Here is a 22,141-nt window from a genome sequence, read left to right as displayed (position 1 = left end):
GCGAGTGGGCTAGCCTTTGCGTATCGATTCTCAGAAACTATCCAAATCTAACGGCTCTAATTTCTGCTTCTGTCTATCACTATAATCCTCAAAAAAAACAGCCATGACACAACAACGCCAAGAACTATATCTTTATCTAATTGATCAGCTACTCAGTTGTCCCAATGGTCAAGAACCAGAGGTTTTGGACGCTCAAGCCGAATTACTGGATGCGGGTTTAGTACAAACAATGGTACAAGTGGCAACAATCATGGCACACGAAGACAACCAAGATGCCGCCAAGTTTTTAATTCATGTTGCCCGTCAACTCGCTATACAATTGGGTTTATATCCTCAAGTCTCATCTTAGGTGAGGTAAGCTGCGGCGCATCTAAATTGGATATGAAAATTTTTGAAAGGGGTGTGGGGTGTAGGGTGTGGGGTGTGAAGGTATACAAATTAAATGCGTAACAGCTTAAAAATTAAAGTCGTTTTACCTCAATATAATTTTGAACAATGAATTTAAGAGTAAACCGATCAGATTATTTTGATTAATCAATTAAGTATTGGTAATTTTTGCTACACAAATGGGCTTCCCCATGATTACTGAAGAACATCTGGCTAAAGAATTTACTATCGTCGTCAAACATTTTTATCCAAAAGCAGGACAATTGTTGCGCCGCTGTTATGTTAAAGTTATCAACTCTTCCTGGGGACGCCCCCCTAAGCGATTGCAATATATAGGAATTTATTGTCCTGATGAGATCGTGGCGGCTGTGCTAGAGCAAAGAGATGTGCTTCGAGAAGTGGCAGAAAACATGGGATTAGTTGAGGTGGTATGTATGAATGCGACGCGACTGGTACGCGATCCCTTGTCGAAGATCAAGCATACCGATCCACGCTTCTGGTTAGAGTTGCACTGGATTGCGAAATAAGGGGCGCAACTGACAAACTGGAGACAGCTATAGACTGATTGGGAAAGTACCAGGAACCTGTAAACTTTAGCTCAGGTCAGAAGCCAGATGGTACTCTCAACTCAACGCCATGCCGAAAACTGTTCGCTTAACTGCTGCACTATCTTTCGCTCTACTCACGCTTCTTGCTGGATGTTCTCTAAAATCTAATTCTCCCCGCTCATCAGCCAACCGTGCCGAGAGTGCCACAGAAGCAGAAAATCCGGTAGCCGTTGCGAAAAAGCCAGCTATCCCATCCCTGGCATCTCCTGATAATCCTGATCCAGCGGTTCAACAGCAAGTTGAGCAATACTTCAATGGATTCGCGGCGAAGGGATTTGCCAAGCAAAGCCAAGGGATGTGGATACAAGCGGGTAATACTCTTTTAGCCAATTACCAAGGTACCGTTCCTCTGCCTGCCGCTTCGCTCACCAAGGTGGCAACGTCCTTGGCAGCACTGCAAACCTTTAGTCCCGACCACCAATTTATCACCCAGATTGGCGCAACTGGTCCGATTGAGAATGGGGTATTAAAAGGGGATTTAGTGATTCAGGGAGGAGAAGACCCGTTTTTTGTTTGGGAAGAAGCGATCGCGCTGGGCAATCTCTTAAATCAGAAAGGCATCAAGCAGGTGACGGGCAATTTAGTGATCACAGGTCAATTTTACATGAATTTTGAGCCTAGCCCTCTCAAATCCGGCAACCTGCTCAAACAAGCGTTAAATGCTCAAACTTGGCCTGCTGCCGCCCAAACTCAGTATCAGACATTACCCCCAGGCACCCCCAAACCCCAAGTTGCGATCGCGGGTTCTGTCCAGGTATCATCCTCAACTCCCAGCAACGTCAAACCTCTGATTCGCCACTCGTCCTTCCCCCTGGCTGAACTGCTGAAAAAGATGAATCAGTACAGCAACAATAAGATGGCAGAGATGATCGCCAATTCCGTTGGTGGTGCTAAAATCGTCGCCTTCAAAGCCGCGCAAGCCGCTGGGGTACCGCAATCCGAAATTATCCTAGTCAACGGTTCTGGGTTAAGTCCACTCAACCGGATTTCTCCTCGCGCCGCCTGTGCCATGTTTCTCGCCCTTGAGCGCTATCTACAACCTCACAACATGACAGTTGGCGATTTGTTCGCCATTGTGGGACAAGATGAAGGCATCTTAAATCAACGCAAACTTCCCCCATTCTTAGTGGTGAAATCAGGCAGTTTAAATACCGTTAGTGCCTTAGCGGGAGCATTACCCACTCAACAACAGGGCACGGTTTGGTTTGCAACCATGAATGGCGGCAATGACTTGGAAGGATTTCGGGTTCGGCAAGAGGCGCTGTTACAAGACTTAGTCAAACAATGGGGGGCGGTTCAATCCCTACCCGATGAGCTAAAACCTAATCCTGAACGGATTGGCAAAACTTCTGGCAATAAAATGTTGAATTAATAAGGTTGCCGACTGCTACAACAGGCGATGCCACGCACTGATTTCACCATACTTTTTGATAGCCTCCTCAACCTCTCGCCAGATATCAAGAACGGTGTTAGAGCTGACCCCGAACATCTGCGAGAGCCGGTTGGTTCCCCACTCTACTTCTAGATTGATACCAGCCTTTCCCTTCCCCCGCCTAGGAATTGCGTCTAGGGAACCGTACTGGTCAATTAAGCCAAAAATAAACGCTATGACCGCTCGACGGCGATCTGAGCTGGTGCGCTGTACCGGGAATTCTTCGGCGGGGGAAAGAGCCGGCTGTTCAGGACTTTGCTGCTCCTGCCATTCCTGAAGTTTTGTTAAAACGTACTCCCTATAAGGCTCAAGCTGTTTTTCCGCTATTCCTATGATTGCGGCGTGCTGATGCGAGACGTTATGACTCACGTCTGTTAGGGCTTTCTTAGCAATGGAATACAAAAGCTGCCTGTCTACCTGGTTTTCAAAAGCTGACCTTAAGCGTTTCTGCTCTTGAGCTGTTCTGACTTGGATGTTGTTCACATAGTCCGCTGATGCCCAGCAAACCTTGAAAGCAAGGTCAATTAATTCATCAATCAACTTTTCTATCTGTTCGCTAGAATTGCTGTTGCTTGGTTGAATAGCGACCTGCTTACTTCTCTCTTTCTGTTTGCGTTTCCATCTTCTTTCTACCTCTATATAATACTTACGGACTAGCTTGCCTGTAGGCGTCTCAGCTAACATGCACATCTCCTTAAAACAGTCAGAGGTTAAAAGGTAGATATCGGCTAAAACTCCCATTTGGCTTGCTTTATCCTTCAAATAGGAAAACTCAATTCCTTCTTCAAAATTACGTTTTAAGGCTCTAAATGCGTGGTTTTTACTACTATAAACTTCCAACTCTACAAGCATCACCAAATCAATAGTGCAATCTTCCTTAGCATTCAGAAAGTCGAAAATCATCGCTTCTGGCAACTTCCGCTTTATTACGGCTAATTCCGTCATGTGATATACTCCTATACACGAGAAGATAAAAAGGATATTCGCACTTTTTAAAAAATCTGCAATCACCTATTTATTTTATCAATAAAGGCTTACCAAAATTCACGTATCAACTAACAACAAATAAGGAAAATGTGCCATAAAGAAAAAAATGTTCGCACCTATTGGAAATGCGATCACTTTTTAAGTTAACTTAGGGAGTTTCAAAGAAAATTTGAGCGGGTGTTAAGGTCAAGGCTGGAAAGATAGAGGAGGCTAGCGGTTGATCGCCCTTAAAGATGGCTTCGTCGTAGAAACCTTCTACCAGAGTCAGAATCAAAACCTGTTTTTGAGTGGGGTCAACGATCCAGTATTCTGGAACTCCTCGAACGGCGTATTCGGAGCGTTTGAAGCGGTAATCCCTGGCGGGATCATCCGGTGAAACTACCTCAATGACCAGCACAGGGGCGGGCATTTCCAGGGTAATCGTGTTGCGGGAACTGCCAGCTAGTGCGGCTTCGCCAGCTTCTGAAAGTACCATCAGGTCTGGAATTCTGAAGCTGGCTTTAATGCTGGTAACTTGGAGTTCGGCATCTTTGTGGCACAGGCGCGTGAAGGGTAGCAATTTGAGAAATTGCGTGAACAGAAAGACAGCAATTCGAGCATTGAGGTTACTTTCTGGGGGCATTTCCGTTAGGATTCCATTCACTAGCTCATAGCGATCGTCTGTACCATCGTTGTAGTGCAGATAGTCTGTTGCAGTTAGGAGTCGTGTTGCGGATTGGGCTTGGGTCATGAAAATCGCTCCTCTCGTGGATGCTGCAACAGATTAATTTTGATCGTAAAGCGATCGCCTCTGTTTCCACAAGCATTCATCCATCTGAGCTCGTCCCCTCCTGAACAACATGCATTAACTAGCAATTTGGGTTACACGGGCGCAAATTCACTTATCTTTTTACACAGTCAACTTGTAACAAACAACTAACAAAGCTAATGAAAGTCCTCGTCACGGGTGCTAACGGATTTACAGGTTCTCACTTAGTTAAAGCTTTAGAACAGCGAGGCGATGTTGTTGTTGGTTTAGTCCGCCAGTCTAGCAACCTTGATGGCTTATCGGGTTGTAACCTGCAATTGGTGTACGGCGACATCAGCGATCGCGATGCCCTAAAAACTGCCATGACTGGGGTAGACTGGGTGTTTCACACAGCGGCTTATGTCGAGTTAGGACTGGTTGATGCCGCCAAAATGGAGCGGGTGAATGTGGCAGGAACCCGCGCTGTGATGGAAGTCGCCCAAGCCGCCGGCGTGTCAAAGGTGGTGTATTGCAGCACAATTGGCGTGTTTGGCGACACCCAAGGGCAAGTTGTGGATGAAACATTTCAACGCAGACAAGCTGACTTTTCCTCAGCTTACGATCGCACAAAATACGAAGCGCAACAAATTGTCGATCACTTTGCCGCCCAAGGATTACCCGTCGTGAGTATCCTCCCCTCCGGGATTTTTGGTGCCGATGACCCCCATTTTGGTCCCGTGCTCCAGCAATTTCTCAAAGGTGGATTAAAGGTGTGGGCAGGAGGCGATCGCATTACAGGTATTGTCCATGTGGATGACTTAGTGGCAGCCATGATTTTGGCAGCCCAAAAAGCTCAACCTGGAGAACATTACATCATTTCTGCCGGTGACCTGACCACCCGTGAAATGTTTAATATCCTCTCTCAAGAAACTGGAATTCCCGTCCCCCGTGAAGTCCCCAAACCCTTAGTTCAATTAGCAGGAAATATCCTCGATCCGATTGGACGCTTGCTTAAATGGCAACCTCCCATTAGTCGGGAACGAGTTCACTATATATATGACCGTTGTGTTCGGGTAGATGCGACTAAAGCCTGCACCCAACTCGGTTGGCAACCTCGATCCGTCGCTCAAACCTTAAAAGAAATTGTGCAAACCCTGACCTCAGCATCCTGAATGCAGCTTTGTAATGTTTTAAGATTAAAAAGGTGAACTTTATGCTCTAAAATCCCAATCCTGGCACGGTTTTTCCATCGAACCAGACGGGTGTACAGCACAAATTAAACCCTCCTTACCATAGTAATATCGACATACATTGCAAGGTTTCGTTTGCTCTAGTTTTTCCAGGATTGAATCCCATCTTTTCTGCACCTGACGCTGATACTGATCTGCGAAGGAGTAAGTACAGTCAATGTCCAACGCTTGATTAAAAGCCGTAATCGCATAATCGTAAAGCCGCAGAATTTGGGTGCTGTATTTTGTCCAGGCATCCGCACGGCATTCGTAGAGTTCAATCATCTTGAGGATGGAAATTCCGTATTCTGTCCAAGCCGCCGCCGATGCGCTTTTCGGTAAATTTTTAGTGTCTATTAACACTCGTTTGATCGTATCCAGCAGTTCTTTGGGTTGCCAAGGTTTGGCAACATAGGCTTCTGCATGTTTGATACTCCAGTAGAGAGCAAAGTGCTGTCCTTTACCCGTTAGGAAAATCACAGGTATGTTTTGGGTTTGAGGGTTGGCTTTGAGCAAATTGCACACCCCGTAACCATCCATCCGAGGCATAATAATATCAAGCAGCACTACATCGGGGCAATTAGCCTGAATTTGTTCTAGCGCTTCAACCCCATCACAAGCTTGAATCACATCCAGCCCACTCCAGCTTAGCTGATTTGAGATACACTCTCGTTGACTTCGAGAATCTTCAACGACTAAAACTGTACTCATCAATTTCTACCTTTGTACTAGGTGCAATGTTCAGACTAAAGGCTGATGTTCACATCTGTTGACTGGCGGCATCAGATCCAACTTACCCATTCTGCCTAAGTTTCCTATCATCAGCTTTGAACAATTTCCTAGAAATTTAGGGTTGACTCGGTAGTCACTCAGCCTGCCTGGAAAAGCCCTCACTCAGAGTATCTCAGCTATTTTGTCTATCATCCATTCCCAGGTTTACTGTAATTTTCGGCTGATACTAATACACGAAAAGCCAAGCCAATTCGGCACTTGTGTACCTCCAGCAAGAAGTAAAGGGGATGAATTTTGTATAACTTTGTTAGTGTTTCGTAAATACCTGCATCACTCAGGTTATGAAATCAAGCTTTCTGATTATCGCTTGAGTGTAGAGTTTGGAATTCCCTTATGAATAACATAAAGAAGCCAAAATATAGGAGAAGAAAGTTGGCACAGATTTAAAGCGTCTAAAGGTTGGGTATTATTGAGGGCTATCAGGATGAATTCTTGATACCTCTCGACTTATCCCTTCTTACTTTGCCGTCAATTACATTCTCAAGAACGTCAGAGCCTATGGAGATGAAAAAAGAACATCTGAACATCGTACAACTTTGGAATATGAGCTTTGGATTCCTGGGCATTCAGTTTGGCTGGGGTCTGCAAATGGCCAATATGAGTGCTATTTTCGAGTATCTAGGTGCCCAAGCTCATTCAATTCCTATTCTTTGGATTGCAGCTCCTATTACAGGCTTAATTGTACAACCGATTATCGGTAATATGAGCGATCACACTTGGGGGCCGCTAGGCAGGCGACGACCTTATTTCCTTGTCGGTGCTATTCTCGCTTCTATCGCTCTCATCCTCATGCCTCATGTATCCGCACTGTGGATGGCGGCGGGATTGCTCTGGATTTTAGACACGTCTGCCAATATCAGTATGGAGCCATTTCGAGCATTTGTGGGCGATTTGCTGCCTGACCAACAGCGAACCCAAGGGTTTGCCATGCAAAGTCTTTTAATTGGGATTGGTTCTGTATCCGCCTCTGCATTTCCTTGGATTTTGCATCATGCCTTTGGTGTCTCTAATATCGGGAGCAATGAACACAAGATGCCCCTAACGGTAGAGCTTTCTTTTTATATTGGAGCAGCGCTTTTCTTAGGAACCGTTCTTTGGACAGTTGTGACAACCCGTGAACATCCTCCCGAAGATATTAAAGCATTCAAAGAGCAGCAAATACAGCGAGGTGGTATTTTCAATACCTTCCGAGAAATTGGAACCGCTGTACAAAAAATGCCACAAACGATGCGGCAGCTTGCCTGGGTACAGTGTTTTACTTGGCTCGGTTTATACTGCTTTTTTCTTTATTTTCCCCCAGCCGTAGCTCATAATATCTTCGGTGCCACCGACGAGGATTCGCTGCTTTATTTTACGGGGATTGAATGGGCGGGAATTTGTATAGCAGCTTACAATGCCGTTTGCATCATTTTTTCCTTTATCTTACCTCGTTTAGCACGAGCCACGAGTCTGAAGCGAACTCATAGCTTTTGCTTAGTCTGTGGCGCGATGGGTTTGATGTCTCTGGGTGCGATCGCGCAAAATACATCGACTGATCTGATCACTAACCAATATTTGTTACTCCTCTCTATGGTGGGTGTTGGTATTCTTTGGGCCAGTGTTTTAGCCATGCCGTATGCAATTTTAGTGGGTTCCTTACCGCCTGAGCGCAGTGGGATTTATATGGGAATCTTTAATTTCTTTATCGTGTTACCGGAAATTTTTATATCCCTTGGCTTTGGATGGGTGATGCAAAATATCCTCCACAATGATCGCTTACTCGCCGTCGTGATGGGTGGTGGATTCCTGATTGTTGCCGCTTTACTCATGCAGCGAGTGCAAGAAGAGTCGAGCGAGGAAGACACCGCTGAAGTTGAACTTTCCGTAGACACGGTAGTGGAGACTTAACCGATATTTCAAACCCAATCCAGCCAAATTGTATTGATGAAATGTAAACATTGACCCTCTGTCGAGCCGGTCAATGTTGCATTTTAGTAATAAAGTAGTACCCATTCTCCAAGACGACACACTCTGGGGACTAATGATTGAGTTACAATTTCTAATTTAGTAAAGGGGAGCATCTCAAATGTGTAAATTGCCCCTCAGACTGGAAGTCTGGGGCTATACAAACGAAGTCCGCCTGCGCGGACTAATACATTGACGTTACGGAGGCCCGGAGCTTTAGTGAGGACTTTGTTTGTGTAGCCGCGATTTATAATCGCCTGGTATTTTTGCTTGCATTGGGATGCTCCCTAGTCGGGTGCGTTAAGCGAAGCTTTAACGACTCCATAAAGCTACGGAAATATGAAATGAATTAATGTAAACTATACGGACACCTTGCAGCATTCTTAATAAGCCCCAACACCCGCCCGGAAATCAATTTCCGGCGTCATAGATTAAGTCCATTTTAATGAACTGCCACTCTTTTACAGTCCTCTTAAGAGGACTTTAGCTATGAGCCAGGGATTTAAATCCCTGGCGAGTCTGGGCAACATACTTAGATTTTTACAACACTGGCGGAAGTCCTACATCCCTTGGATTAACAAACTTGCCATTAAATCCCACAGCTTTACCTTCAATCGTTCTCACTTGGGCTAACTCTCGGCGCAGTTCCGCACGCTCCATGTCATCCTCTGTACCAGCAATGATGTAAACTAACAACCTCGCTGCTAAATCCCTGCCGGAAACTAATATCCGCTTTTTATTCGGGTCATACAAAACGCCGTACCACAGAGACTGCGGATTTTCCATGCTACTAAATCCATCATCCACATCGTACTTTTGGAGTTTTTTGAAAACTGCTTTGAGAGATAATCCTTTTTGAAATATTACAATTCCCAGTGCCTGAGCGAAGGCAACTTGACCCACTGGACGGAACAAAATATTTCCTTCACCTCCATTCTTTTCAAAGCTGAAACGGCGCAGTTGAGGTGTTTCTTCCCCAGCTTCTAGTCTTTGATAGCTGGGTAGCTTAGATAAATGGTTGAAGAGTTGGGTAAAGGCTTCGATTCCCTCTTCAAGTTCCTCATCCTCTGGGCGCATGGGAATTAAACCTTTCTTTTCGGCAGGTTTCCAGTGAGGGAATTTGTGTTCCAAATACCGCTCAGACATTTCATCAAGCGCTTGCAGAGTGGTTAAGACGGTTGACTTGGTTGCAACGGTGGCACTATCCCAATTAACGCGAGGATTTCGACCAGCCACTTCTTTTAAGAGAGGATGGCTGACGGCAATTTTTCGGGCAACAATGGAAAAGCCATCATTCTCATTGAGTAGGGCAAGTTGTCCTTTGCTTAACCGTAATGCCATGAGGTTGACATGGACAAAGATGGAACGGACTCGCCGCAGTGCTTCTTCGCGGGTTTCGCCTTTGCCAACTACGGGAATAAATTCAATGCCAATCTTTTCATGGGCTAAACTTTGCAGGTAAGCCGGGTCTAATTGATACTCCTCGATGAGGTCGTCACTGGTAATTACACTACCTACAGGCTTTTTATTTTTGTTGTAGCGCTGGAGTCTACCTGTTTTGAGTAATGTCATTAAACCTTGGACTCCCATCAGTCGGTGCTGACCGTCTAGGGCGAAGATTGAGACGTTTTCAGAGACATCTAAAAGTCCAACAGTTTCGTTTTTGTCCAGGGGTGTGAAATCGGCAGCAGATTTGAGTGCGCGTCCATTTTTATCCCATTCAGGCGCTTTGGGATTATCTACCCACGCAGGGCTGTGAACGACTAAAACGGCGGGAAACTTATGCGCTTTCCGGGCGGCTAAATACTGGGTGAGAGAGGCTTGACGTGACCAATCTAGGGGACGTTGGAGAATTTCATCGATGGTTTCTTCATCTCTGACAACGTTGTCGGTTTGGGGGTCGAATTTTTGCCGGAAAAGGGGGAGTTGAGAGGCGAAGCGAACGCGACTATCAAGCCATTCTAAGGTGACGGAACCGATAAAAGCTTCGGTTGCGCCCATTTGGGTTTTTTGGACGATGAGTTGGTCGTTGCGGGCGAGATGTCTATCGAGTAGGAGTGCCAGCGCCTGTCTCTCCTGGTTTTCGCGTTCCAGGATTTGGCTGGCGATGTCAGCCTTCGGGTTGTTGGCGCTGTTCATGGGGTTTATAAGACGTTTAGGTGGTTTTAAAAAACTATCAATCAGATATTTTGATGTCAAGTGAGGTTTTTAAAAACATTTGATGTATCATACTTAAGTTACAGGGTTGCATCTTGTTTCACTACCAGACAAAAGCGATTATGTCAAGATAAGATATGGTTTTAGCTATCCCCCCATTAGTCGCTACGCACCCACCCCGCCAGGGATTTAAATCCCTGGCTAACAGGGAAAGTCCACTTAAGTGGACTGAAAATCTGGGAATTGAGTCGGTTTTAACCGACTTTGGCTATTAGACGGGGAATTAATTCCCCGGCGGGGTAACGGCGAAGCCCAGATGCTCCTAGCTCACATCAATTTTCTAAAATAGCGTTACACATCGACCCCCCCAACCCCCCTTATTAAGGGGGGAGCCAGAGGCGCATCTGTAGCAAACATTTATGAAATTGGTATCACATCTACAAAAACTAACAAGGCAGGGTATTTTATGGCTATTCCCTCCTTCGAGTACGTCTTGCCCGTCATCCGAGGGATTCAAGCAGGGCGCGAATATTACATCTCTATGTGTCCAGCGCGGTATATCCCGAAGCTGTTCGCTGGCAATGATCAGGAAGTGCTGCCGGAAATGAGGGCGCGGCGCACGTCGAATAAGACTCGCGTTCCGGAAATTGCGCGATATATTCTGGACAATCGCAAGGACTATACTTTCTCAGCAATTACGGCATCGATTGATGCGGATATTACCTTTGAACCGATTGGTACGGAGGCAGAGGCGCGAAAGATTGGACGGTTGAGGGTGCCGATGGATGCGCGGTTTGCGATTCATGATGGAGAACATCGGCGGGCGGCGTTTGAACTGGCGTTGCAAGAGAAGCCAGAATTGGGGTATGAGACGATCGCACTTATCCTGTTTTTGGATATTGGGTTGAAGCGATCGCAACAGATGTGTCTGGATTTGAACCGTTATCCTGTCCCTCTCGATCCATCGCTGACAATACTTTATGACCACCGGGATGAGAGGGCGAGTTTAGTTAGGGCGGTGATTAAGGAAGTTCCGGTGTTTCGGACGCTGACGGATATGGAACGCAGTAGTCTGCCGAGTCGTTCGGGTAAGTTATTTACGCTCAGCAGCATCTATAATGCTACCCTTGCCCTGCTTGCTAATGGTCAGAATGCTGAGGTGAACGAGCAGATTGAACTTGCTGCTGGATACTGGAATGCGGTAACGCGCTATATGCCAGATTGGGAGATGGTTTTACAGAAAAAAGTAGCTGCAAGCGAGATGCGCCGGGATTATGTGCATTGTCATGCGATCGCGCTTACAGGATTGGGTAGAGTGGGGGCAAGTCTGTTATCGATTTACCCGGATGGTTGGGAGGAACATTTGGCGGGACTGGCGCGAATTGATTGGTCGCGTTCTAATCCGGATTGGCAAGGGCGAATTATGTCTAAAGGGGGGATTTCTCAGTCTCAAATTAGTGTGAGTCGGATGACGGCTTACATTAAGGGGTTTTTGGGTTTGGCGCTAACGTTGGAGGAGGAAGGGTTAGAGAATACTCTTGTTGATGTGGGGAGGGAGAAATGAGTATAGAACAAGAGCCAGGAAACCAGCGAGACTTAGCATACTACCGTCAGTGTTTTAAGGAGATTAATGTAAATAGAACTGAAAGGGGAGAGGCTCCCTACCAACCGATATTGCTTTTATCTGTAATCGATCTAATTGCAGAAGGTTTAATTCAAGCTAATCATATTCATATCACCGAAGAATTACGAACTACATTCAATAAATATAGAAATATTTTAAGTCCTGACAGAAGTTTTGATAGTAGTTTGTCAATGCCATTTTTTCATTTGCAAAATGAAGAACATCAATTTTGGCATCTTGACTACAAAGCTGAATATTATCGTGATATTTCATCAAACAAAAAACTAATAAATGAAAAAATAAGAAAATCAATTAAGCAACTAAAAAATTATGTAAACCATGCTTATATAGATCAGGAACTATTTAATTTGTTGCAGGATAACGATTCAAGAAAGGAATTAGTCGATACTCTTGTGTCAAAATGGTTTACATCAAGTGAAGATATCGGCGAAGATAAAACAGAATATCTTTTAAAAGCTAATAAATCATTCCAAAGTTTTATAGAAGAAGAAATAAAAAAGTTAAAAAAATCTGACAAACTAGCCCAAAAATTTTATTTTAGGAAGTCCGCCGCTAGAGAGGTAGTTTTTGGGAAAGCCGTTGTAGGAATTTATGATTATAAATGTGCTTTCTGTAGATTGAAAGTGAGCAATTCTCTGAATCAAAACATTGTAGATGGCGCACACATTGAACCATTCGCAATATCATTTAACAATGAAATCACTAATGGAATATCACTCTGTAAAAATCATCATTGGGCTTTTGATAAAGGATGGTTTAGCTTAACTGATAATTACAAGATCATTATTACTACTGATTTACAAGAAGAATCGCCACATACGCGAAAAATGAAAGATTTTCACGGCGAAGATATCCTCCTACCGGATACAAAAAAATACGATCCAGGCAAATATTATCCAAGCCGTGAATCACTTAAATGGCATCGTAAAAAATGGAGGTTTCAGCTATGACAGAAACACAGATTTCACTATTTCCACAGCGCACTGTTGAGCAGTTAGTGGAAGATATACAAAAACTAACTGAAGAAATCCAAGAGTTATATTGTCAAGACGACATACCGATTGTCATTGGCTGGAGTGGCGGGAAGGATAGTACGTGTGTCTTGCAGCTTGTATGGAACGCGATCGCAGCTCTGCCACAAGAAAAACGAAGCAAGACAATCTATGTAATTACAAATGATACGCTCGTAGAGAACCCGATTGTCTCTGCCTGGGTACGCAAATCCCTAGATCAAATGAAAACTGCTGCCCAAGAACAGGGAATGCCAATAGAGACGCATCTAACATATCCGGCAGTTAAAGATACATTCTGGGTATGCTTAATGGGCAAAGGCTATCCAGCACCTAGAAATCGTTTCAGGTGGTGTACTGAACGCCTAAAAATTAAGCCTGCTGACTCTTTTATTCGTGAAGTAATTAGAAATAGCGGTGAAGTAATTCTTGTTCTAGGTACTCGGACGGCTGAAAGCGTTAAACGCGCTGCAACAATGGCTAAACATAGAGAGTGGCGGGTGCGCGATCGCCTCAACACTAATCCCAACCGCCCTAATTCTCTAATTTATCTCCCTATAGAAGACTGGCGCACTGATGAAGTCTGGATTTACCTAAATCAGTGGCAAAATCCTTGGGGATATAGCAACAAAGATTTATTTACTATGTATCGAGGTGCAACAGCAGATAATGAATGCCCCTTAGTGGTAGATACTTCTACCCCTAGCTGTGGCAGTTCTCGTTTTGGTTGTTGGGTTTGCACGATGGTTGATAAGGATAAATCAATGGAGGCGATGATCCAAAATGATGAGGAGAAAGAATGGATGCAGCCTCTACTCGATATCCGTAATGACTTGGATGTTGAGGATGATCGCCCTAAAAGAGACTTCCGCCGTATCTATGGTAGAGTCGAACTTTTTGAACGCAATGTTGACGGTGCCATCTCTGTTGAACCAATGCCTGGCCCCTATACTAAATACTGGCGGGAACATTGGTTAAGGCGAGTCTTAGAAGCACAAACCCAAGTTCGCCGCACCGCACCCCCAGAAATGCGGGATATCACCCTAATTACCCATGAAGAACTCAGTGAAATTCGCCGCATTTGGTTAGAAGAAAAGCACGAGTTCGACGACAGTTTACCCCGCATTTACGAAGAAGTTACAGGCGAACCCTTCCAAGATTCTCGTCCCAGTGCAGAAAAGAAACTGCTAGGTACCGATGAGTGGACAGTATTAAACGAAATTTGTGACGACGAAATGCACCTAGAACTCATGGCGAGACTGCTACACACAGAAAGCCAGTATCACGCCAAATCCCGGCGCGGCATCTACGACAGCCTGGATAAATGCTTTGCCAGCAGTTCTCGTTCTAAGGATGAAGCAATTGAAAATGCTCACTATCAAAGAAACTTGAAAAATACAGTCAAAGCTCTAAAAGATGATAGGGCTGAAATTCACGAGGTTAGACAAAAGTTTGAGGAATGCGCTGGTGAAGAAGCAAAGCAGCTTAATTTAAATTGGGCAAGTATTAAATTCTCATCTTCAAAGCCAGACGATATCAAAATCGATGATGAAGATAGTTAGTTAACATTTAGCCAACCGCCAGTCAACCGCCAGTCAACCGCCAGGAAATTAATTCCCTGGCGGTTAACAACGCAGCTAAAATAGTGCCATAATAATTCTTCTTCTTATTGTTGTTTTTACTATAAAATGATATAGTTTCAACGGCGAAATTCCATGTGATTACTCCTATTTAATATAATAAAGTAATCATCTTATTACCTTAAAAAACACCTCTTTATTTAAAGTGATATTCCTTGAACTCGTCCTGCAAAATTTCGGCCCATACCTAGGCAAACAAGTTATCAATCTACGCCCAGAAATTGATGACACCACTCGCCCCATTATCCTATTCGGCGGCATGAATGGCGGCGGCAAAACAACTCTCATGGACGCCATTCGCCTCGCCCTCTATGGTTCTCGCGCCCAATGTTCCACACGCGGCAATTTAAGCTATTCCGACTTCCTGACTCAGTGTGTTAACCGCAATACACCACCCACAGAAAAAGCCCGAATAGAATTAGCCTTTGAAGTCATCCAAGAGGATAAACCGACTACCTTAAGAGTGGTCAGATATTGGACAACAGACCCTAAAGATGGCAAAGATACATTAGGTGTCCTCATTGATGAAGAATGGCCTGATAAAGCCCTCGCCAATACTTGGGATGAGTATATCGAAAACTTACTCCCGTTAGGAATTTCCAACCTATTTCTCTTCGACGGTGAACAAGTTAAAGAACTTGCTGAACTCGAAACACCACCCCCTCTTGTGGTTGGAGCCATTCAATCCCTATTAGGCTTAGAATTAGCAGAACGCCTATCAACGGACTTAGATATTCTAGTCAGCCGCAAACGTAGGGAAATTGCCAGCGCTAAAGACATTGCAACTTTAGAAGAAATTGAACAAAAACTGTATCAACAAAAAGACGAATTAGAAGCAGCAACTCAAGAATTATCTGGTCTTAATACCGAAGTACAACGTGCAGAAGAACAACAGCGTTTGGCTCAGGAAAAATTCATCTATGAAGGCGGTAAAATTGCTAGCGATCGCAACCTACTCCAAAGCCAATACAAAGACCTAACCGCACAAGCAGACGACACCCGTCAGGCAATGAGAGAATTAGCAGCGGGTGCCTTGCCTTTAACTCTAATTTCACCCCTTATTACTCAAGCTCAATCCCAAGCCGAAACAGAAAGCCGTATTACTCAGCGGCAAATGGCACAGGATGTCTTAAAAGAGCGCGATCAACGCCTATTAGAGTATATTAGCCAATTAAAATTAAACACTAAAACAAGAGAGAAAATTAAAACCTTCCTAGATGGAGAAAATCAAGAACTTGCACAAGAAATTGCTGCGAACAAAGAACCCTGGTTACTGGCTGATAGCGAGGCTCTAACTCAACTAGAAAATCTCCTCAAACATGACCTAAAATACAGCCAATATAAAGCCAATAAAAAACAGGAAAAGCTCAAAGAACTTGAAACTGAAATTGATTTTTTAGACCGACAAATTGCTACGGCTGCATCGCCTGAAGCCTACGAACAATTGAAAAATGCGGTTAAAGAGGCACAAAACGAAGTCGTAAAAGCCAAAGCCACCTATGAAAGCGTCAATCGCCGCTGTGAGGAATTAAAACGGGCGATCGCAAAAACCAAACAAGGCTTAGAAGACTATGCTGAAGACAACATCAAACTAAGAAATAATCAGCATATCATCACCTCTGCCGCCAAAGTCCAAGCTACACTCAAACTCTTTAAAGAGCGATTAACCCTCAAAAAACTGAACAAATTAGAAATAGAAGTAACAGAGTGTTTCCGTTATCTCCTGCACAAATCTGACTTAGTGCATCGAGTAGCGATTGATACGACTACCTTTAGCCTTTCCCTATACGACCTCTCCGGACAACTCGTGCCCAAACATCGCCTCTCAGCCGGTGAAAAACAGCTACTTGCGATCGCATTTCTCTGGGGACTCGCCCGTGTATCCGGACGCCACCTCCCCATCGCAATCGACACACCCCTCGGACGCCTCGACTCCTCCCACCGCACTAACCTGATTGATCGCTACTTCCCCGCCGCCTCCCATCAAGTGATACTGCTTTCTACCGACACTGAAATCGGTAAAACCGAAGTCGAACGCCTGAGAGAAGCAGACGCGATCGCACGGGAGTATCTCTTGAAATACGACCCCAGCAAGCGTCAAACCACCGCCGAGTTGGGTTACTTTTGGTAAGCAGATTAAAGGAAGCGAATCAAAAGCCCTTTTTATCACTGAGTCGATCGGCCCAAATACAGCCGAATAAACTCTTCCGCCGCATCTGGATCAATCTTCTCAAGCGCATCCCGAATCTCAAGCACCGCATCTGCCGCCGGATCTGCCATTTCATTCACCCAACGGTTAACATTTGATCGCCGAATTCCCATCGTCACAGCGACGCGATTTTGGCTAATGCCATAACTTTCTAACACCTGTTTGAGGGCTTGCCCTGCTTTTCCCATGCCTCAGATTGTGTCAGAGGCAAATAACAAAGTAAATGTTGCAGATTTGCATCACTCAAGATAGGATTACGCTGTTGCAGATTTGCAACAGACTCAATCAAAAACCAGGTAAACTCCAATGGAAGAATTTCTACCCAACACCCACGAAACCCCAACCCCACCTAACTCTGACCACATTCCCAAACAACCGCGTCCAAGACGAGAACGCATCAAAATGATCGTGATTGGCTCACCCAAAGCCGTTAACAGCGTTATTCGCAAGCAATACGTTCTCGGCTTCGCCAACGTGACAGAGTGGAGTCCCCTGCAACCTACCTCCAATTCAGACGAGGTAATGAGTGTATTGAGGCGACAAATTTTGATAGATTGATATCTTTATCGGTCAAGAAACCTCAGCCATTCAATATCTACCAAGGGGTAACGGCAGCTACATAAACCCCTTGGTCATTTATCATTCACACCTAGTTGTCAAAAAATAATTAACTCAATGCCCAACTATTGTTGAGGCTGGTTATTGTTGGTAAAAGCCAACCGATTCAATTTGGGAGTTTAAAGTACTCACTCCAAATCTTGCGTTGGCTAGGCAGATTTTAGAGACAAGGATTGAAAAGCCAAGAAGTTTCACTTTAATAGGATTACCCATTATCCTAGAAACTCTATCAAATCTTATTTCCATCGTATGTCCGAACGGGGTTTACAAAGAGTAATCGATCGCATTGCCGGCACTCTCGCAAGAGATTTCTTAGTGCAAACAACCGTAAACAATTTAAGGGAGGTTCTTCACGTTGATCGGGTAGTCTTGTATTACTTTTATGATGAGTGGGAGGGGCGAGTGACCATTGAATCTTTAAGCTCAGAGAAATTTTCGATCCTCGGCTCCAGCGGCCCCGACCAGTGCTTTAATGACGAGTATGCCCAAATGTACCGAGAAGGACGGGTAAGAGCGATCGCAGATATTGAAACAGAACCCATCCATTCTTGCCACCGTGATTTCCTCAGAACAATGCAGGTTCGTGCTAATTTAGCCGTACCTGTTTTGCAGGGCGAAAAGCTATGGGGACTGCTCATTGCTCATCACTGCCAAGATACTCATCCTTGGTCACGCTCCGATATGGGTGCTATGCAACAAGCCGCAGAAACCTTAGCGATGACTTCTGCCATTCAAGAGACTTAATGCTAACAGGTCATTAATCAACTAAACATTAATGACCTGTAGGGTGCGTGAGGCGCATAGTGTTAAGCAATTTAATTTCTCTCAAATTGTGCAACGTTCTGCGCCGTAACGCACCTTGAATAGGCTGAATTTATGGCTGCACTTGAGCACCGTGAGTCCGAGGGTCATCTTGACTGGCTTTTGTTGCAGAGACGGGAGCGTCAAAAGCAGAAACCTGTCCGTTAGCTTGGGTATAAGGTAGAGGAAGATCCGCCACTAAAGCCTCTAAATTAGCATCCATAATGCTCCGAGGTTGTTCACCAATGGCCTGAGCGATCGCTTTTCCATCATCACCAAAAAATACAAAATGAGGAATACCATCCACCCGATAAGTGAGGATTTCGGGTAACCATTTGCTGTTGTCTACATTCAACATCACAAAATTAACCCCATCCCCATACTTATCCTTGAGTTCCTCCAAATCGTTCGCCATCGCCTGACAACTGGTACACCAGTTAGCATAGAACTCCATGACAGTTGGCTTGCCATTACTCAGTGCCACTTCTAAGGGAGTAGATGCCTCCGCTTGGGCGTCGAGAGAAGTTGCACCCGTTTGGGTTTGCGTCCCCAAAAATAGAGCAATACCGAGGGCAAAGGCAACCAGCGCAATCAAAAAATTTCTCAGGCGTTGACCCACAGTGGTTTCAGCCGGCTGAGGGGAGGTTGGTTCAGAATCCGGTGTATTCGTAGCCATGCTTAACTGAGCTGATAAATTGTTACATTTTACACACACACTTTAACAAGGCAATGAAAAAACGGGTAACGCTAACCTTTCCCAAACGCACCGTTCACATGCCAGTGACTTACCGACTGGCAAAGGATTTTAATGTAGCGGCAAATATCATCCGTGCCCAAGTCGCACCCAATCAAATCGGGACATTAGTTGTGGAATTATTGGGAGATATTGATGAGATAGATGCAGCGATTGAGTGGATGCGATCGCAAGATATTAATGTTTCCCTACTAGGACGTGAAATTTTAATTGATGAAGATAGCTGTGTCGATTGTGGCTTATGTACCGGTGTTTGTCCCACCCAAGCGCTGACTCTTGACCCAGTAACCTTCAAACTCAACTTTACGCGATCGCGCTGCATTGTCTGCGAACAGTGTATTCCCACCTGTCCGGTTCAAGCCATTTCTACTAATCTCTGAACTACCGGGCAAAGCTGATGTGCATTTAAATTGCACAGTTTGGTGATAAGCGGAAAACTCTTAATCCTTCTGCCGTCTGCTGTCTGCCATCTGCCTTGCCTCCTCCATCATGCAACTTGAATGCCAATTAGCTTATTGGATTAGCCCAAATTAGGCTGACTGACTTTTCTCACCGTGATAGCGCGGTCGAGATTTTGCTGAGCCGGTTTGTAAGTGGGGTCAAGGTCAACCGCCACCCGATAATTCTTAATCGCGTTCAAACGCTCTCCCAGAATCTCCTGCAAGCCACCCAGGAGGTTAAAAGCTTGGGGGCGTGAAGGGTCAGATGCGATCGCTTTCTTAGCATGTTCCATGGCGGTTTTGAACTGTCGCCGACTGACGTAACGCTTAGCCAGTTGAATGTGGGAATCATAATCTAACGCTTGCGTCTCCTCAAGCCCTTCGCGATCAAGCACTTGCTTGACAATCGTCCGAATTTCTTGGGGAGTGAAGGGCTTCTGAATAAAGTCCACAGCACCCAGTTTCATGGCTTCAACCGCGTTTTCCACCGTCCCATGAGCCGAAACCATGATAATCCGAATATCGGGATGGTGTTTCACCGCCCGCCGCAGAACTTCCAAACCATCCATTCCTGGGAGTCGAATATCGAGGAGTATCAAGTCAAATTCTTGCTCCTCTAATTGCCTAAGAGCATCTTTTCCATCATCCGCCGTGCTAATTTCATAACCAAACGGTTCCAGGCACATCCTCATGGTCATTCGGAGATTTTTTTCGTCATCAACAATCAGAATTCTGGACATCGACACAATCCTATGTTTCGTAAGTTCTGGTAATGGCGCTAGCGGCAACAACCGGCAGGGTAAATGTAAATGTACTCCCATTTCCGGGAGTTGAGTCTACCCAAATGGTACCGCCGTGAGCTTTGACAATCTCCTTACAGATGGCTAATCCTAATCCACTGCCACCCACATCTCTAGGGGTTTGCACCTGCACGAACTTGTCAAAAATTCGTGGTTGATAGTCCAAAGGAATACCAGGCCCATCATCCGTGACTAACACACAGGCATAGTCGCCCAGACGCCTGAGAGTCAGGTGAATATGACCTCCCGTATCGGTATATCGCAAGGCATTGGCAATTAGGTTAGTCAGTACCCAGATGATTTTGTTCGCATCGGCTCTCACATCCGGTACATTCTCTGGTAAAGAGGAGGTGAGTTTTACGCCTTTTTCCTGCGCCTGTCTTGAGAAAAGTGCGATCGCCTTTTCCAGCAATCCTCCCAAACTCACCGCATCAACATCCATTTCCATCCGACCCGACTCAATTTTGCCCAGATCCAACAAGTCATTGACCAGCATCCGCAAGCGCTGAACATCTTCCTGCGCCGCTTTCAGGAGTTCCTGCTGTGTTGGGGATAGTTTCTCTTGGGCACTCTCCATCAATAGCTCAATACTCATTGATATTCCCGTTAACGGTGTCCGTAATTCATGGGATGCCGTCATCACGAATTGGGTTTTGAGTTGCTCTAGTTCTTTTAACTGGGTGACGTTTTGCAATAACAGCACAACACCCAACATCTGGTCATCCTCGGTCTTCACCGGCGTGATGGAAAACTTGTAATATTGCCTTGGGTTATCATCGCTCATCGATAGGATCGATTGTTCCTCACTCAGGTAGGGCGTCTCTCCCGTCTGAGCCGTGATTGTGATCGACTCATAAAGCTCTTGATGATCAAATACATCAACAAAAGACCTACCTTGGGCGAGTTGAGGTGAGGTATGGAAAATTCTTGCCGCACTGGGATTAATCGCAATGATTTGGGAATGAGCATCAACCACAATAATTCCATCTGCAATGCTGCTAATAATCGCCTCACTGCGTTGTTTTTCTGCCATCAACTTGCCCACATTCAGTTGATGAAATTCCTGTAATTTGCGGCTCATTGTGACAATTTTACTGGCGAGGTTTCCCAGTTCATCATTGGAGCGAATAGACAGCACCACATCGTAATCGCCCTCAGCAATTCGGTCTGAAGCGCGACTCATTTCTCGCAAAGGCCGCACTAAAAAGGTGGATAGGAGCAGACTAAAAGCCAAACCGCTACCTACAGCCGCTGTGCTGGTTAAAAGCATTGACCCAATTGCCCGCGTTGAGACTGACTCGGCTCGAATAGAAGCGGCTTCCATGATTTGTTGATTTAATCGGCGCAGTTCTATGCAGCGCTCACGAACCGCTTGAAACTGAGGCTGCATCGTTTGGCGATAGTAGTCCGTTGATAAATTGGGCGCTGGAGTCAATCGCCATTCCCGTAGTTGGGAGAATGCGGTTAAATAGTCCTGATACTTAGCTTCAATGGTTTTGACGAGCTGTCCTTCCCCGGCGATCGTGATATTATCATGCGCCCGACCTAACCATTTCAGAAACTCAACCTCGTACTCTTGAAACTGTTTTTGACCCTCGCTGTTGTGTCCCAACAAAAGCAACAGCGTCGCACTATCCTGACGCTCGATTGCCTCAATCATGTTTTGGGCTGCCAGGATACTGCGGTAGTTTTCTTGTAAGATAGCCTGACTCGCTTGACCGAGTCGATGCAAGCTGACGACCGCCAAAGCGCACACCGTCACCATTAACGTGAGGACGAAGCCGTAGCCAATCAGTATTTTCTTTCTCAGTTTCACCCGTAGAGATCTTAATGTTTGAATTTTGGATTAGCAGTATTTATCACAGTTGGTTGTTGCTTTTAAACTCATCAGTATTTAAATTGTATAATTCATTCTCCCCAGCTCCCCAGCTCCCCCGCGAACCTGATAATGATATAGAAAT

20 protein-coding genes are annotated in these 22,141 nt (G+C 45.2%); 12 read left to right on the top strand and 8 right to left on the bottom strand.

What is annotated here, in order from left to right:
* The first annotated feature begins 103 nt into the window (after positions 1 to 103).
* The 3 genes from MIC7113_RS04675 to MIC7113_RS04665 all read left to right on the top strand — a co-directional run bounded on the left by MIC7113_RS04675 (position 104) and on the right by MIC7113_RS04665 (position 2,367).
* The gene (locus tag MIC7113_RS04675) at positions 104 to 349 is read left to right on the top strand and encodes a hypothetical protein (RefSeq protein ID WP_015181020.1); all 246 of its coding nucleotides are present in this window, start codon (positions 104 to 106) and stop codon (positions 347 to 349) included.
* A gap of 217 nt (positions 350 to 566) precedes the next feature.
* Positions 567 to 914 carry a hypothetical protein gene (locus MIC7113_RS04670; RefSeq protein ID WP_015181019.1) on the top strand — a complete coding sequence of 116 codons (348 nt, stop codon included), beginning with the start codon at positions 567 to 569 and terminating at the stop codon, positions 912 to 914.
* Positions 915 to 1,023: 109 nt separating this feature from the next.
* Positions 1,024 to 2,367, top strand: a complete 1,344-nt coding sequence (locus MIC7113_RS04665; RefSeq protein ID WP_015181018.1) for a D-alanyl-D-alanine carboxypeptidase — start codon at positions 1,024 to 1,026, stop codon at positions 2,365 to 2,367.
* Positions 2,368 to 2,382: 15 nt separating this feature from the next.
* Here the strand turns inward: MIC7113_RS04665 and MIC7113_RS04660 are convergent, their stop codons facing one another.
* Together MIC7113_RS04660 and MIC7113_RS04655 are read right to left on the bottom strand one after the other, a co-directional pair.
* Complete coding sequence (locus tag MIC7113_RS04660; protein ID WP_155897932.1) at positions 2,383 to 3,438, bottom strand: hypothetical protein; 1,056 nt, start codon at positions 3,436 to 3,438, stop codon at positions 2,383 to 2,385.
* 124 nt (positions 3,439 to 3,562) lie between these two features.
* Complete coding sequence (locus MIC7113_RS04655) at positions 3,563 to 4,144, bottom strand: Uma2 family endonuclease (protein ID WP_015181016.1); 582 nt, start codon at positions 4,142 to 4,144, stop codon at positions 3,563 to 3,565.
* Positions 4,145 to 4,341: 197 nt separating this feature from the next.
* Between MIC7113_RS04655 and MIC7113_RS04650 the strand changes: the two genes are divergently transcribed.
* Positions 4,342 to 5,313 (top strand): NAD-dependent epimerase/dehydratase family protein, encoded by a 972-nt coding sequence (locus MIC7113_RS04650; RefSeq protein WP_015181015.1) that lies wholly within the window; start codon positions 4,342 to 4,344, stop codon positions 5,311 to 5,313.
* Positions 5,314 to 5,352: 39 nt separating this feature from the next.
* Here MIC7113_RS04650 and MIC7113_RS04645 read toward each other — a convergent pair whose 3' ends face one another.
* A complete protein-coding gene (locus tag MIC7113_RS04645; protein WP_015181014.1) occupies positions 5,353 to 6,081 on the bottom strand; it encodes a response regulator in 729 nt (242 codons plus the stop codon).
* A gap of 579 nt (positions 6,082 to 6,660) precedes the next feature.
* On the opposite strand from MIC7113_RS04645, the gene MIC7113_RS04640 reads away from it, so the two are divergent.
* Complete coding sequence (locus MIC7113_RS04640) at positions 6,661 to 8,049, top strand: MFS transporter (RefSeq protein WP_041779900.1); 1,389 nt, start codon at positions 6,661 to 6,663, stop codon at positions 8,047 to 8,049.
* Between the two features lie 597 nt (positions 8,050 to 8,646).
* Here the strand turns inward: MIC7113_RS04640 and MIC7113_RS04635 are convergent.
* Positions 8,647 to 10,245, bottom strand: a complete 1,599-nt coding sequence (locus tag MIC7113_RS04635; RefSeq protein ID WP_015181012.1) for a DGQHR domain-containing protein — start codon at positions 10,243 to 10,245, stop codon at positions 8,647 to 8,649.
* A 484-nt stretch (positions 10,246 to 10,729) separates the two neighbouring features.
* Between MIC7113_RS04635 and dndB the strand changes: the two genes are divergently transcribed.
* From dndB to dndD, 4 genes are all read left to right on the top strand, one after another.
* A complete protein-coding gene (gene dndB / locus MIC7113_RS04630; RefSeq protein ID WP_015181011.1) occupies positions 10,730 to 11,827 on the top strand; it encodes a DNA sulfur modification protein DndB in 1,098 nt (365 codons plus the stop codon).
* On the top strand, positions 11,824 to 12,858 hold the full coding sequence (locus MIC7113_RS04625) for an HNH endonuclease (protein WP_015181010.1): 1,035 nt from the start codon (positions 11,824 to 11,826) through the stop codon (positions 12,856 to 12,858). Before dndB ends, MIC7113_RS04625 begins: the two co-directional genes overlap by 4 nt.
* Entirely contained in the window at positions 12,855 to 14,480 is a 1,626-nt protein-coding gene (dndC, locus tag MIC7113_RS04620) for a DNA phosphorothioation system sulfurtransferase DndC (protein ID WP_015181009.1), read from the top strand. Before MIC7113_RS04625 ends, dndC begins: the two co-directional genes overlap by 4 nt.
* A gap of 223 nt (positions 14,481 to 14,703) precedes the next feature.
* On the top strand, positions 14,704 to 16,689 hold the full coding sequence (dndD, locus tag MIC7113_RS04615) for a DNA sulfur modification protein DndD (protein ID WP_015181008.1): 1,986 nt from the start codon (positions 14,704 to 14,706) through the stop codon (positions 16,687 to 16,689).
* Positions 16,690 to 16,724: 35 nt separating this feature from the next.
* On the opposite strand, the gene MIC7113_RS04610 is transcribed toward dndD, so the two are convergent.
* The gene (locus tag MIC7113_RS04610) at positions 16,725 to 16,955 is read right to left on the bottom strand and encodes a helix-turn-helix domain-containing protein (protein ID WP_015181007.1); all 231 of its coding nucleotides are present in this window, start codon (positions 16,953 to 16,955) and stop codon (positions 16,725 to 16,727) included.
* A 118-nt stretch (positions 16,956 to 17,073) separates the two neighbouring features.
* Here MIC7113_RS04610 and MIC7113_RS04605 point away from each other — a divergent pair, with 118 nt between their 5' ends.
* Both MIC7113_RS04605 and MIC7113_RS04600 read left to right on the top strand, forming a co-directional pair.
* A complete protein-coding gene (locus MIC7113_RS04605; protein WP_015181006.1) occupies positions 17,074 to 17,325 on the top strand; it encodes a hypothetical protein in 252 nt (83 codons plus the stop codon).
* A gap of 309 nt (positions 17,326 to 17,634) precedes the next feature.
* Positions 17,635 to 18,129 (top strand): GAF domain-containing protein, encoded by a 495-nt coding sequence (locus tag MIC7113_RS04600; RefSeq protein ID WP_015181005.1) that lies wholly within the window; start codon positions 17,635 to 17,637, stop codon positions 18,127 to 18,129.
* 130 nt (positions 18,130 to 18,259) lie between these two features.
* Here the strand turns inward: MIC7113_RS04600 and MIC7113_RS04595 are convergent, their stop codons facing one another.
* Positions 18,260 to 18,862 carry a thioredoxin family protein gene (locus tag MIC7113_RS04595; RefSeq protein ID WP_015181004.1) on the bottom strand — a complete coding sequence of 201 codons (603 nt, stop codon included), beginning with the start codon at positions 18,860 to 18,862 and terminating at the stop codon, positions 18,260 to 18,262.
* Positions 18,863 to 18,915: 53 nt separating this feature from the next.
* Here MIC7113_RS04595 and MIC7113_RS04590 point away from each other — a divergent pair, with 53 nt between their 5' ends.
* Positions 18,916 to 19,320 carry an NIL domain-containing protein gene (locus tag MIC7113_RS04590; RefSeq protein ID WP_015181003.1) on the top strand — a complete coding sequence of 135 codons (405 nt, stop codon included), beginning with the start codon at positions 18,916 to 18,918 and terminating at the stop codon, positions 19,318 to 19,320.
* A gap of 140 nt (positions 19,321 to 19,460) precedes the next feature.
* Here the strand turns inward: MIC7113_RS04590 and MIC7113_RS04585 are convergent, their stop codons facing one another.
* Together MIC7113_RS04585 and MIC7113_RS04580 are read right to left on the bottom strand one after the other, a co-directional pair.
* Complete coding sequence (locus MIC7113_RS04585; protein ID WP_015181002.1) at positions 19,461 to 20,120, bottom strand: sigma-54-dependent transcriptional regulator; 660 nt, start codon at positions 20,118 to 20,120, stop codon at positions 19,461 to 19,463.
* A 10-nt stretch (positions 20,121 to 20,130) separates the two neighbouring features.
* Positions 20,131 to 21,996, bottom strand: coding sequence for a sensor histidine kinase (locus tag MIC7113_RS04580; RefSeq protein ID WP_041779898.1), 1,866 nt, complete (start codon positions 21,994 to 21,996; stop codon positions 20,131 to 20,133).
* Positions 21,997 to 22,141 lie beyond the last annotated feature (145 nt).

The sequence above is a fragment of the Allocoleopsis franciscana PCC 7113 genome (assembly GCF_000317515.1).
Lineage (GTDB): Bacteria > Cyanobacteriota > Cyanobacteriia > Cyanobacteriales > Coleofasciculaceae > Allocoleopsis > Allocoleopsis franciscana.
The sequence above is the reverse complement of the archived record's forward strand: the minus strand, read 5'-3'. Positions and strand labels throughout refer to the sequence as shown.